10 protein-coding genes are annotated in these 13,874 nt (G+C 62.6%); 7 read left to right on the forward strand and 3 right to left on the reverse strand.

All coding sequences use genetic code 11. The features are described from left to right. Positions 1-86: 86 nt before the first annotated feature. From ACMGFL_RS08315 to rnhB, 5 genes are all read left to right on the forward strand, one after another. A complete protein-coding gene (locus tag ACMGFL_RS08315) occupies positions 87-1,592 on the forward strand; it encodes a serine/threonine protein kinase (RefSeq protein WP_436935072.1) in 1,506 nt (501 codons plus the stop codon). A gap of 19 nt (positions 1,593-1,611) precedes the next feature. Then, positions 1,612-2,361, forward strand: a complete 750-nt coding sequence (locus tag ACMGFL_RS08320; RefSeq protein WP_436935073.1) for a hypothetical protein — start codon at positions 1,612-1,614, stop codon at positions 2,359-2,361. Positions 2,362-2,475: 114 nt separating this feature from the next. Further along, positions 2,476-5,034, forward strand: a complete 2,559-nt coding sequence (locus ACMGFL_RS08325; RefSeq protein WP_436935074.1) for a heavy metal translocating P-type ATPase — start codon at positions 2,476-2,478, stop codon at positions 5,032-5,034. Positions 5,035-5,180: 146 nt separating this feature from the next. After that, the gene (locus tag ACMGFL_RS08330) at positions 5,181-6,461 is read left to right on the forward strand and encodes a tRNA pseudouridine(54/55) synthase Pus10 (RefSeq protein WP_436935075.1); all 1,281 of its coding nucleotides are present in this window, start codon (positions 5,181-5,183) and stop codon (positions 6,459-6,461) included. 79 nt (positions 6,462-6,540) lie between these two features. Next, positions 6,541-7,188, forward strand: coding sequence for a ribonuclease HII (gene rnhB / locus ACMGFL_RS08335; protein WP_436936433.1), 648 nt, complete (start codon positions 6,541-6,543; stop codon positions 7,186-7,188). Between the two features lie 29 nt (positions 7,189-7,217). Here the strand turns inward: rnhB and ACMGFL_RS08340 are convergent, their stop codons facing one another. Further along, positions 7,218-8,678 (reverse strand): oligosaccharide flippase family protein, encoded by a 1,461-nt coding sequence (locus ACMGFL_RS08340; protein WP_436935076.1) that lies wholly within the window; start codon positions 8,676-8,678, stop codon positions 7,218-7,220. 78 nt (positions 8,679-8,756) lie between these two features. After that, positions 8,757-10,208 carry a sulfatase gene (locus ACMGFL_RS08345; protein WP_436935077.1) on the reverse strand — a complete coding sequence of 484 codons (1,452 nt, stop codon included), beginning with the start codon at positions 10,206-10,208 and terminating at the stop codon, positions 8,757-8,759. Positions 10,209-10,362: 154 nt separating this feature from the next. Between ACMGFL_RS08345 and ACMGFL_RS08350 the strand changes: the two genes are divergently transcribed. Next, positions 10,363-11,217, forward strand: coding sequence for a hypothetical protein (locus ACMGFL_RS08350; protein ID WP_436935078.1), 855 nt, complete (start codon positions 10,363-10,365; stop codon positions 11,215-11,217). A gap of 2 nt (positions 11,218-11,219) precedes the next feature. On the opposite strand, the gene ACMGFL_RS08355 is transcribed toward ACMGFL_RS08350, so the two are convergent. Continuing rightward, on the reverse strand, positions 11,220-12,341 hold the full coding sequence (locus ACMGFL_RS08355; RefSeq protein ID WP_436935079.1) for a glycosyltransferase family 4 protein: 1,122 nt from the start codon (positions 12,339-12,341) through the stop codon (positions 11,220-11,222). Between the two features lie 136 nt (positions 12,342-12,477). Between ACMGFL_RS08355 and ACMGFL_RS08360 the strand changes: the two genes are divergently transcribed. Beyond that, positions 12,478-13,872, forward strand: coding sequence for a sulfatase (locus tag ACMGFL_RS08360; protein WP_436935080.1), 1,395 nt, complete (start codon positions 12,478-12,480; stop codon positions 13,870-13,872). Positions 13,873-13,874 lie beyond the last annotated feature (2 nt).

Raw genomic sequence — 13,874 nt, forward strand, 5'->3', positions numbered from 1 at the left:
GACGACGGGAACGAACGCAATCGTGACATACTTGCAACAAAAAGAGTAATAACTGTTTGTCGACAAGCGTACATGAATTGCGCGAGATGACTCCGACAGAATCGAGCGAGCGCGATGGTGACGGCGACGAGGAAACAGCACACGTTCGCTCCTTTCTCATCGACTGTCTCGACGACCCCGGACAGGGAAAGGAACGGCTTCCGTATCTGGTGAGTTTGCTCGAATCGGAGGAGCGCTCGATACGGTTTACCGCCGCGATAACCTGCTGTCTCGTCGCGATCGAGGCTGACGACGACGAGATAAACGAGTATCTGGTTCGGCGGATGAGCGACCGTCTGGGTGAGGAAGCGTCGCTCGAACTGACGACGGCGCTCGACTATCTCTCCTCGCTCTATGTCGACCAGGTCGAACAGTTGCTCGAAGAGATTGAAGCCGAACGAGGGGATATCCCCCTGCCCGAGGTCGGAAACTTCACGCGCGAACACTACTACAGCCGCGATTACAGCCGCGAAGGCGTGGGTCGAACGCAGGTCGCTTCGACTGACGAAGACGACCCACGACAGACGTACGCGGACAGACTGAAAGAAGAACGCGACGAACGCGAACGAGAGCGCGACAGGGAGCTTGAGAGCGACGACAAAGCAGAGACCGGCACGGAGGAGGCTGCAGACGAGGGTGGCGGGCCAGCGTGGGGCGAAGAGTTCGAGAACAACCCGGAGGCGATGCTTCGCCGGACGACCGAAGTGTCGACGATTGCTGTCAGGAGTCGCTTCGACGAACTACACGTCCGCGGCGACCATCGCCGGAGCCGATACGCCGACACCTACGAGGCGCTCGTCGGTGGCGGGAGCGAGGAACAGGCCGTCTCGCTTCGGTTGCTCCACCGTCCGGAGCGAACTGATTCGGTTCCCGTGTTCGAGGGGGAACTCGAATCGCAGATCAGCGAGTGGGCGACGCTCGACTCGCATCCGCAGGTCGTGTCAGTGCTCGACTGGGGGCTCGAACCTCAGCCGTGGGTCGTCACCCCATTCAGTGCCGACACGCTGTCGAATCGGGACCCGGCCGACATCGGCCCCGGACTCGACATTGCCCGAAAGCTTGCTAATGCGCTCGCGCATCTCCACACGAGCGACCTCGTTCACGGCGGGATAGATCCGGGAAACGTCGTCGTCCCCGGCGAATCGATGGCCGAGACGGTGACGCACGAACTGATGCTCGACAACGTGGGCCTGATGAACGTCTACAGACACCACTTCCCACCATCGCAGTGTCTCGACCCGCGCTTTGCCGCACCAGAGTACTACAACGACCAGTTCGGCCGGATCGACCACTCGACCGACATCTACCAACTCGGGGCGGTCTGTTATCGGCTGTTCACCGGGCGGCCACCCCACACAGGTGATTTCGAGCGCGTCCGCGCCGCGGTGCTCGAAAGCATCCCGCCGCCGCCGAGCACCGTCGCGGACGTTCCCGAGCAACTCGACGACCTGGTGATGAAGGCGATGGCAAAGCAAAAGCTCCGGCGCTACGAGACTGCCGAGCAGTTTCAGCAGGAACTAACAAGTCTGGCCGAGAAACACAGCGATACCTGACTCGGTGGAGCGTGATTCGATGACAACAATCGAAGTCGGCGGCTCCGAACTCGAATTCGGCCTGTTCCTCGTCGAGGACAACCCGAGTCTGACCTTCCTGCTGTTTATCGCATTCGTCCTCATCAGCGTTCTCGGACTCCGGTTTTCCTACTACGCGTGGCGAAACAGACGACAGGCCGACGTGGCCCTCCAGCGCGGCATCTGGCGCTATCTCCAGTACATCGGAATCTTTGCCGCGCTGTACGGCGGGGTCGGCGTCCTCGAAATCGTCAGCTCCATTTCGGTTCCGGCGAGTGACTCACTGTTGCTCGCCTGTACGCTGCTGCTCGCCTTCGCACTCCGTCAGGTGTATCTCGCGGCAAACGCAGGCGACCAGTCCGCGTCGCTGTACGCCTACGAGCGTGTCGTCCGTGTCGTCTTCGTGCTCGCCGTGGTCGTGTACGCGCTCGCGGTGACAGCCGTCGGGCAAACTGATCTGTCGGCGGCCCTGCTCGGCGGGAGCGCTCTGGCCTACGTCGGCTACGGGATGGTGTACTTCTACGACCAGACCGAGCGGACGCGACTGCAGGGCACGATGCTCGACTCGCTGTTGCGACATCTACTCCCGATCCTTACCTTTGCGTCGCTCATCGGTATCGTGGCAATCGCGGTCCCCTTCGGTCTCGAACGCGTCGTCGTTATGCACGTTCAGGTGGTGTTCATCATCATGACCGCCACCGGATTCATGACTGCGACGGTCAAACTCCGGCAGACACTGGCCGGGCTGTGACCGGACTGCGCGAAACCAACAGCGTATTGCCGTTTCGTCACAAAGCTGTCTAGCAATTCCGCCCTGTGAATCGCCACATGAGGAAAACACGAACTCACAGCCGAGGTGACGGCGATGGCAGACACTGAGCAGTCCTGCACGCTCTGTGACCTGCCGGTTTCGGAGCCAGCCGTCGAAAACGAGACCGGGGACCCCTTCTGCTGTCGGGGCTGTCGTGACGTTCACGGGACGCTCAGCGAGCGCGAGGACCTCTCGCCCGACGATAACTTGGAGCATATTCAGGAGACACTGACCGAGGAAACCGAGACCCCGGAGGGATACGAACGCACCTTTCTCCGGGTCGACGGGATGCACTGTGCGACCTGTGAGACGTTCATCGAGGCACGTGCGAGCGACCACGAGGACGTGGCCGGAGTTGCAGCGAGTTACATCACCGACACCGTCCGCATCGACCACGACCCCGCAGTCGAGGAGTCGGAACTGACGGAGGCGGTGACTGGGCTCGGCTATCGGGCCTACGCCCGGGACGACCCGCTCGGAAAGCGCCGGGCCGAGGACAACATCCTCACGCGACTGATCGTCGGGGCCGTCTTCGGGATGATGGTGATGCTCAACTACGTCGCCATCATCTATCCGACGTACTTCGACGGCCTGTACTACCCCGCTGAGACCGCCGCCTTCCTCGCGGAGATGCTCGCGAGCGCCTCCGCGGCGTACTTCTATCTCGTCGTCGGTCTGCTGTCGAGCATCGTCCTCTTTTACACCGGCGGACCGATCCTCAAGGGCGCGTGGGTTAGCCTGCGAACCCGCGAACCGAACATGGACCTGCTCGTTGCACTCGCCGCCACCGCCGCGTGGGCCTACAGCACGCTCGCAATCTTTCTCGGGGCCGAACACATCTACTACGACGTCTCTGTCGGCATCGTTCTCGTCGTCACGGCCGGAAGCTACTACGAAAGCCAGATCAAGCGAAAAGCGACAGAGCAGTTGGCGAACCTGACCGAATCGCAGGTCAGCGAAACCCGACGGTACCATTCCGACGGGTCGACGACGACCGTTCCGGTTGCGGATCTCTCCGGCGGCGAGCGCGTTCTCGTCCGTGACGGCGAACGGATCCCCGTCGATGGCGTCGTTCACGAGGGTGAGGGTACCGTCGACGAGGCGGTCGTGACCGGCGAGTCTCTGCCGGTGGCAAAGACGGCTGGCGACGAGGTTGTCGGTGGCTCCTTACTGCAGGATGGCTCGCTCGTCATCGAGGTGAACGAGGGCGCGACGAGCAGCGTCGACCGCATCACGGACATGGTCTGGGATCTGCAAAGCGCCGACCACGGCATCCAGCAACTCGCTGACCGACTCGCCACGGTGTTCGTTCCGGTCGTACTCGTCCTCGCGATGGTCGTCGGCGTTGCGCACTTCGCCCTCGGTGCGAGCGCGTCCGAGACGCTGCTCGTCGCACTGACCGTGCTCATCGTCTCCTGTCCCTGCGCGCTCGGGCTTGCGACGCCGCTCGCCATCGCGACCAGCATCCACGCGGCCCTGGAGCGCGGCATTGTCGTCTTCGACGAGACCATCTTCGAGCGTTTGCGCGACGTCGAGGTCGTCATCTTCGACAAGACGGGGACGCTCACGACCGGCGAGATGCGCGTCCGCGACGCTGACGGCCCCGAGGACCTGTTCGAGCAGGCCGCTCTGCTCGAAACGCGCTCCTCACACCCCATCGCGGAGGCAATCGCAACCGCCTACGGGAACGCGGATCGGAACACCGATTCGGACGAATACGACTCGCCCGGCCGAGTCGACCCCGAGTCGCTGATCGTGGACCGCTCCGACCAGCAGACCACAGACGGCGGTGTCGTCGTGGACGAGGATGATGAACACGACGAGGCGGGCGAGCACGACGAGACGGCCGAACTCGACGACCAAGACGAGTGCGAGGCCCGTGTCTCGGGCTTTCAGAGCTACGCCACCGGCGTTGGCGGAACGGTCGACGGGGCGGACCTGCTCGTCGGCCATCCCGACCTGTTCGCCGAGCAGGGCTGGTCGGTTCCCGACGCGTTCGGCTCACAGATCGACGACGCGCGTGACGGAGGGAACGTGCCCGTACTCGTCGGCCGAGACGGGACTGCTGAAGGGCTTCTCGTCGTCGGTGACGAACCGCGAGAGGGCTGGGAATCCGTCCTCGCTGATCTGGCAGCGCAGGACATCGAGGTGGCGATACTGACCGGCGACGAGCGCGACGCCGCGACGGCCTTCGAGGACCATCCGGCCGTCGACCACGTCTTCGCTGGTGTGCCACCTGAGGCCAAAGCCGAGACGGTCCAGCAGTTCGGAGCGGGGCGACAGACGGTGATGGTCGGTGACGGGACGAACGACGCACCGGCGCTCGCGAGCGCCAACCTTGGTATTGCGCTCGGAAGCGGCACGGCGCTTGCTGCAGATGCCGCAGACGTGGCTATCGTCACGGACGACCTGCGCTCGCTCGAAACCGTCTTCGACCTGGCGGCGGCCGCAAACAGCCGCGTCAAGCAGAACATCGGCTGGGCGTTTCTGTACAACAGCATCGCCATCCCGCTTGCGATCACCGGCCTCATCAACCCACTCTTTGCCGCCGTCGCGATGGGGCTGAGCAGCACGCTCGTCGTCACTAACTCCTCGCGGAAACTGCTTGAGTGACTCGCAGGCAAAGTGCATCGCAGTCAGAGGATGAGGGAGCCAAATGAAACCCCGGACGAGTTCGTTACTTTCTGCCACAGTGACCGTAGTAGCGTAGAGCACCGCTTTTCGAAAGGGAATTACTCCGACGGCCCGACCCTCCCGTAATGACTGTACTCGACGTTGCCCGGCGCGCGCTCGACTCCGGCCCGGTCTGTGACGCCTGTTTAGGCCGACTGGTCGCTGACCGGAGTTTCGGACTCTCGAATCACGAGCGCGGCCACGCGCTCCGGGTGAGTCTCGCTCTCGAAGACGACGAGGACTTCGACCCGCCCGACGAGTGCTGGGTCTGTGAGGGCGAGTGTGACCGATACGACTGGTGGGCAAGACAAGCCGAAAGCGTCGTCCGCGGCTACGAGTTCGACACCTACCAAGTCGGGACGAAGGTGCCACCGCTCATCGAGGAAAACGACCGACTGCTCCGCGAGGACGCCGGACTCGACCCGGAAGCGGGCGAGTTGCTCAAGAGTGAGTTCAACCGCGAAGTAGGCAAGCGATTCGGCGAGCAAACCGACAGCGAAGTCGACTTCGAGCGCCCGGACGTACTCGTGCTCTGTGACCTTGGCACCGACGACGTCGAGTTGCAGGTCAACTCCGCCTTCGTCTACGGTCGCTACCGCAAACTCGAACGCGACATCCCGCAGACGAAGTGGCCCTGTCGGGAGTGCAACGGCACCGGTCTCGTCCACGGCGAGGAGTGTGGGGGCTGTGACGGGATTGGCTATCGCTACGAGGAGAGCGTCGAGCAGTTGACCGCACCGCCGATCCGAGAGGCAATGAACGGGGAGAGTGCGACCTTCCACGGCGCTGGCCGGGAGGACGTCGACGCGCGGATGCTCGGCGAGGGCCGCCCCTTCGTCGTCGAAGTCGAAGATCCACGACTGCGACGCCCGGACACCGACGACCTGCAGGAGCAAGTCAACGAGTTCGCCGAGGGCAAAGTCGAAGTTCGGGACCTCCAACTCGCGACCTACGAGATGGTCGAACGCGTCAAGGAACTGGACGCGAGCAAGACCTACCGGATGGACATCCAGTTCGAGGAGTCCGTCTCTCCGGAGGCGTTTCAGGAGGCGGTCGACGCACTCGCTGGAGCAACCGTCGAGCAGGAGACGCCACAGCGCGTGTCGCACCGCCGCGCGGCGAAAACGCGCGTTCGGGACGTCTACGACGCGTCCGGCGAACTCGAAGCGGACGGCCGGGAGGCGACGCTGGAGGTTCACGGCGAAGGGGGGCTGTACGTGAAGGAACTGGTCAGCAGCGACGACGGCCGGACCCAACCGAGTCTCGCAGGAGCACTCGGCGTCGGGGCGACGGTGACGGCGCTCGACGTGCTCGCAGTCGAGGGGGAATCGGAGGCGTTCGCCCGCGAGGAGTTCCTGCGCGAGTGACCATCTGACGTGTGTAACTCCCGTCAGACGGAGGGCTGACGCGCCGGGAAGGTTTATACGGTTCTCGACCAATCGGCACATAATGCGAGCAGGTGTCGACGAGGCCGGGAAAGGGCCGGTACTGGGATCGATGTTCGCGGCAGCGGTTCGGATCGATCCCGACCGGGTACCAGCCGCGGTGGCCGACTCGAAACAGCTCTCGGCCGACACGCGCGAGGAACTCGCAGCGACCATCCGCGAGCGAGCAAGCGCAGTCGCGGTTGCCGAAGTCCCAGTCGAGCGCATCGACGACCCGGAGACGGACATGAACGGGCTGACGGTCGCTGCACAGGCTGACGCGCTCGGTGCTGTCACGGTCGAGGGACTTCGCTGTCGTGCCGACGCCTGTGACACCAACGCCGTCCGGTTCGAGCGCCGTCTCGCCGACAGACTCCCAGACGACGTTGACCTGCGGGCTGAACACGGCGCAGACGAGTCCGACCCGGTCGTGAGCGCGGCGAGCATCGTCGCCAAGGTGGAGCGAGACGCTCACGTCGCTCGACTGGCCGAGGAGTACGGTGACGTGGGCAGCGGCTATCCGGGCGACGAGACGACCCGCACGTTCCTCCGGGAGTTCGTCAGTAGAACCGGCGAGTTGCCCGACTGCGCCCGGGAGTCCTGGCAGACCAGCCGCGACATCCTCGCTGAGCGCGGACAGGCCTCGCTGGCGGAGTTTCAGAGCCTGTGAGCGACTGACGACCCGAACTATCTGCGCGGTCACCGAACGGTCGGTAGCTCGAACGGGAGGTTCCGATTGACAGTCTCCTGAAAGTCGGTCGAGATTGCAAACAGCGTCACGAAGTAGATGCATGCGCCGAGCGCGACGAGGGCCACGACGATGGCCGCGTTGTGGTCGATCACCGACAGTCGTTCGATGGCAGTACGGGCACCGAACACCGTCGCGCCCATGGCCAGCGCGGCGATCCACTGCTGTGCAATTGTCGTGTACGGTACCTCGAAGGTGATCAACTGCGAGAGCATGTAGTGGGAGAGAACGAGGACGACGGCGACCGACGTCGCAGTCGCGACCGCTGCGCCCTCGATGCCGTACTGCCAGATGAGCGCGAGGTTGAGAAGGACGTTGAGCGCGATGAACACCGCGTTGATCCGGAAGGCAAGATCAGGACGGTCGAGACCGTTCAGCCCGTTTCGGAGTTGCTTCTGGTAGGAGTAGATCAGTACCGCGAGGATCAGAAGGCCGAGCACCGCCGTCCCGTCGACGAACTCCTCGCCGTAGAGTAGCAGAAGTCGGTCACCGAGGATGAGACCGCCGACCAGCCCGGGAATCGCGATCAGACCCGTGTACGCGAGGGCATCTTCGAGCATCGCTGCGGCGTCCTGACGCGACTGCTGTGTGGACGTGTGGCTGATTTCGGGAAACACCGTCGACGCGACCGAGGTGCCAAACAGGTCGAGGAACTTCGCAATCGACCACGCGACGGAGTAGACGCCGACCAGCCCCGTCTGCACGAACACACCCAGAAGCAGGATGTCGACTTCGTTGAACGCGCGGTTCCGGAGGCCGCCGAGCCAGGAGAACTTGGCGTACTCGAAGAGACTCTTGAAGTGGCGTCTCTTCGGTCGCGTGGGGCGAACCGAGACCCAGACCAGTCCGACCGCGCCGACGATGATGCCGCCGACGATATACCCTACGAGCATCCCGAACAGGCCGAAGCCAGCGAAGACCAGCGCGATCTGAAGGAGGCTCTGTCCGCCGATCTGCACCGGATTGAGCAGGCCGACGATGTGGACCTTCCGCTCGCCTTTGAGCGTCTTGTACACGAACTTATCGAACAACTCGATGAAGATCAACCCGATCACGAACCAGACGACAGAGCGTGTCACGTACTGGTCGAACTCGCTGATGTACGACTCCAGTACGGGCGTTCCGAGGACGACGAGTACCGAGAGAGACGCGGCAAACGCGAGTATCGTCAGAAGCGCCGCCGTCAGATATGCACCGCGGTCTGTCCCCTCGCTGATCCGTTTCACCATCGCCGTTCCGACCCCAACCTCGCTCGCGAGGATGAGCCAGCCAACGACCGTCAGCACCAGCGTGTAGACCCCGATCACCTCCGCGCCGAGTTCGCGTGCGAAATAGAGCGTCCCCAGAAACCCGAGCGCTGACCCGAGCAGCTTCGAGAGGAAGACGATGATCGATGTTTGTCCGACTTTCATTATCTGATACCGGCGTTCGCTAACTGGTCCGGTCTATTGTCGGAGACCAGTTTATTCGTTGGGATCCACGGTGGTGGTTCACAGGTATCCGAGGTCTTCGAGCTGGTCCCGAAGCCGCTCGTCCGTGATCTCTTCGTCCTCTATCGCGTTCTGTGTGATGTCCCCTACCTCGCGTTCGAGCACGTCTGTGAGGGCTGCGACGATATCTGGGTACTCGTCTGTGAGGTCGGTCGACTCTTCGGGATCCGCTCGCCAGTCGTACAGCGTCGTCGTCCCGTCGATCCGTCGGACGAGTTTGTACTGGTCGTTCCGGACCGACTGTCGCGGCTGGCCGAGTTCCGAATCGTCGAGGGCGGGATACCGCTGTTTCGGTACCGCGTCTTCCATCCCGTCGAGTTCGGCAAACACGTGTTCGTGGCGCGGTCTGTCGGCAAGGTCGTACAGCGTCTCTGCGAACGGCCGTTCGGGCGGTGTGCCGCCCGCCGCCTCGATCAGTGTCGGGAAGAGATCGAGCAGCGACACCATCGATTCGACGGTGTCTCCCCCGCGCTGTTCCCCTGCTGGCTTGACCACGAGTGGAACGTGAAGCAACTGCTCTGCGAGCGAGTAGTTGTGCTTTTCCAGCCCGTGTTCACCGAACAGTTCCCCGTGGTCCGCGGTGATCACGACGACGGTGTCGTCGAGTTCACCCCGGGCGTCGAGAAAGTCGACGAGTTCCCCGACTCTGTAGTCGAGATATCGGATCGCGCCGTCGTACCACGACCGTATCACCTCCCACTCCGCCTCAGTCGGGACGAACTCCCCGCCCATCAGTGGGAACGATTCCGACATCTTCCGAAGTCGTGTCCCGTCCATGCCTGCCACCGACTGTGATCGCTGGCCGACCTGCGAGGACAACCGTTCGAGAAACTCGTATCGAGGGCGGGAGAGCCCATCACAGAACATCGACTTGTACGGCCGCGGCGGATTGTACGGGTTGTGTGCGGTCTTGCAGTTGATGAACGCGAAAAACGGCTCGTCGTCCCCGTTTGCGATCCACCGCTTCAGCGCGTCGAACTTGTACAGCGTCTTCTTGTCCGGCCCGCGCGTCAGCGAAAACAGCGTCTGCTTCGCGAACGACCGGTCGCGCACCATCTTGCTGAGCGCGGTTGCGTCGGGCCGTATCCGATAGGTCTCCTTGTAGACGTCGAAGCCCCGCGAGAACCCCCGGCCGGAGCGCAGATGCGCACCGGCGCTCGACGAGAACGTTCTGTACCCCTGCGCTTTGATGTGTTCGCTCAGCGTCGTGGTGTCCGTCGGAAGGTCTCTCGACGACCGCCGAACGTCGCTGTGACTCGGGAGATTTCCGGTGAAAAGCCCCCCATGTGAGGGGAGCGTCCAGATCGATGGCGCAAATGCGTTCTCGAACTGGACCCCGTCGCTGGCAAGCGCCTCTATATTCGGCGTCGTCTCTCGATGGTGTCCGTGAACCGTCGTGTGGTCGGCGCGAACTGCATCCAACACGACCAGGAGGATATTCGGGTCACTCATTCACTTGCTTCCGGGTTTTTCGCCGTTCGACATATATCTACTTACCTATCTTTTTCGCACCACTGGATAGCACTCATCGCCTCCGTGTTCGTGGACAGTCTTCACGGGACACACGATCGGTTAGACTTAACCCCGGGGCTTTGAATCAGAGAGTATGCACGAACCGCTACGCTACCGAGCGTGGAAGCGACTGGCCCAGGGGCTTTCCACGCTTCGAAGCGCGGGAGACCAGCACGACCGTCTCGCCGCCTTCGACGCAGATGTCGTCGTGATAATGGACGCCTGTCGGGCCGATACGCTCAATGCTGTCACCCCGTGGGCGCTCGACACCTGCCGGTCCCCCGCGAGTTCGACGACCGAATGGCTGACCGTCGCTGCCGATACTGGCATCTTTGCAGATGCGCGAATCGTTGCGGCGAACTCACAATATCACCAACTCGACCGTGACCTCGGGGAGGCGGAACTCCATGGCCTGTGGGAAACTGACTGGGAGGACCGGTTCGGGACGGTACTCCCCGAACCCGTTCTCGAACGCGCCGACAGCATTCTCGACGAGGACGATTCACCGGTCGTCGTGCATCTGCTCCAGCCCCATGCACCCTACGTCGCCAAACTCGGCGGGGAGTGGGTCGACATTCTCCCCGATACGGACGTCTGGAAGGGCGACCGAAACTCCGAGCGACTCAGCCCGCAGGTCGCGATGGCTGGCGGCCACGTCGACACGACCCGGGCCGCCCGCGGCTACCGTGCCTCCGTCGAGAGCACGTGGGACGTGATCGCAGAATACGTCGGACAGTGGGTCACGGACGGGAACTCCGTGGTGATCACCGCAGACCACGGTGAGGGGTTTGGCCGTCTCCGGGATTACGGCTTTTACTGTCATCCACACAAGTGTCACGTCGCCCCACTCGTTCGCGTCCCGTTCATCACGCTCGAACCAGCCACGGAACCCGACGACCCGGCGCGCACCGCAGAAGAGAAACTCAGAGCGCTCGGGTACAAGCAGTAACCTCACCGAGACGCGTGTCCGAGAACCGACCGATAGACGTCTGTGTAGGCTGAGACTGTCCGGTCGAGCGAATAGGTCTTCGATAACTCCGTCCCTCTCTGTTCGTACTCCGAGTAGACTGCCGGATCCTCTACCAGCGTACGCAACTGCGCATCGAGAGCGTCGGGGTCGTCGACTGCGTGATACAGCGCCGACTCGCCGTAGACCTCTCGGAAGACGGGGATGTCAGACAGGACACACGGATTGCCGAGTGACATCGCTTCCAGCACGGCGAGACAGAACCCCTCCCACCGGGACGGCATGGCGTAGATGTCGATTTCGGACAGCATCTTGTATACCTGTGCGCGCTCGTCGAGAAATCCGAGCAGGTGCAGTCGGTCGCTGTATCGGGCGCGTTGTGTCTGCTCTTCGAGTGCCGCTCTGCGGTTCCCGTCCCCGGAGAGGACGAGTTCGACGTGGTGGTCGGTTTCAGCGTTGAGCTGGTCCACTGCCTCGATCAGAACGTCCTGTGCTTTCTGTTCGGTGAGCATCCCTGCAGCACCGACGACAGTGCCACCGGGGTCGATATCAGCGACGTCGTGGATGCTCCAGGGGATATCAGTCGCCTCGATCACTCGACTGCGGTCGACGCCGTTGTGGATGACGCTGACCGTTCGGTCGCGGACAATAGCGTCTTCCCAGCGGGCGAACGACTCGTGGACTGCGCTGGAGACACACACGACCGCATCGACGAGGCCGTTCGTCAGCCCGTTTGCGATCCGGCCCGTCCTCGTGTACCCGTCGTGGGTGTTGTGTTCGGTCTGGACGACTGGCTTGCCCAGCCGCTTGGCGATGAGCGTGCCGTAGAACGCCGAGTGAGGATGGTGCGTGTGGATCAGGTCGTACTCTGCGAGTATCGACCGAACCGTCTTGTACTGTGACCGGTCGATCCGGAACCGGTCCGGACTGTTGAGGGAGACTGTCTCGACACGCTCCATCCCGTCGAACGGGTCGATGTCAAACCACGCCAGCAGTCCGACCTGGTCGAACGCATCGGCCGACGCCTGGCGCGCGGCAATCTCCGCCGGAATGCTCGACGCGCCAGCGGAGTTGACGACGTGACACACTGCGATTGGTTCGCCCATCTACGCTGGGATAGTCAAACGCGGCTGACATGGGTTTTGTCATCTGGCCTGGATACCGTTCGCTCCGATCCCCGCAGTGAGACTGTCGAAGGTGAGTTTCAAGACCCCTCGACGGGGAGTACAGCACGAGGATTCGATGAGCGAGCATCCGAACATCATCTGGCTCACGCTCGACAGCGTCAGATACGACCACACGTCGATGAGCGGCTACGAACGTAACACGACGCCGAACCTGCAGGCGCTGGCGAATCGCGACGATGGGGTTTCGTTTTCGTCCTGTTTCTCTCACGCTCGGTCCTCTCCCGCATCTGTTCCGTCCATCCTGAGCGGGACGTACCCGTCGCGACACCGGACGTATTTCGGCAACAGCACTCAGTTTCCGGGAGAACTTCCGCTCGTGTCGGAACTGCTGAGTGACGTCGGCTACAGGACAATCGGGGTCTCGAACAACGGGTACGCGAGTGCGCTCACCGGGCTGGACCGGGGATTCGACAGCTTCACCCTTCTGGGATCGACGCCGCGGGAGATTCTCCAGAGCGTCGGCGTGACGAACCTGCTAAAGTATCTCGTCAACATCCGCCGTCACTCCGTCGGGTTCAGTACGGACTTTCACGCACACTCCGGGGCGTATCTGCTGAACGAACTCACGAAGGAGGAGCTACAGGCGAGCGAGCAACCGCTGTTCTGTTATGTTCACTACAACGAGCCACATCGGGCGTATCATCCACCGCTTCCCTACCTCGATACATTCACCGACGACATCGAGATGGGTCCCGAGGAAGCCGCGTCGGTCGCGATGGACGTCCATCACAACCTCGTGGACATCGTCGCGAACGGCTGTGACCTGAGTGAGGCGGAGATGGAGGCCCTGATCGCGATGTACGACGCCGAAATCGCCTACACCGACGAACTGGTCGGGAACCTGCTCGACCTGATCGACGACAGACTCGACGAGACCATCGTCGTCGTCACCGCGGACCACGGGGAACTGTTCGGCGAAGACGACATGCTCGCCCACAAGTACAGCCTCCACAACGCCGTGCTCAACGTTCCGATGGTGGTCGCTGGAATCAGTGACCTCTCAGAGTCCGGCGTCGTGCAACACTCCGATATCGTGCGAACGGCGCTCGAAATCGCCAGCGCTGACACAGAAACGATACAGGGCGTCGACCTGCGAACCGACTCTCGTGAGTACGCGATCAGTCAGTCGGGCGAGGGCGATCTGGATCCGCTTCTCGACCGGAACCCCGACTTCGACAGAGCGAAGTTCTACACGGGGGAGTACTCGGCTGCTCAGGACGGCGAGTACAAGTACGTCCAGCGTTCCGACGACCCGCGCCTCTATCGCCTCCCGGACGAGGACGAAAACCTGACCGAGGAATGCGACGAGCGCGCATCGGAGATGGACGCGTGGCTCTCAGAGTGGCTCGAAACGGAGGGGAAACCGGTCGGAACTGGCTCGGAGGTGGAGGTGGACGACACCATGCGGGAGCGACTCGCAGACCTTGGCTATCTCGACCACGAGATGTGACT

The sequence above is a fragment of the Halovenus marina genome (assembly GCF_051414115.1).
Taxonomy (GTDB): Archaea; Halobacteriota; Halobacteria; order Halobacteriales; family Haloarculaceae; genus Halovenus; species Halovenus marina.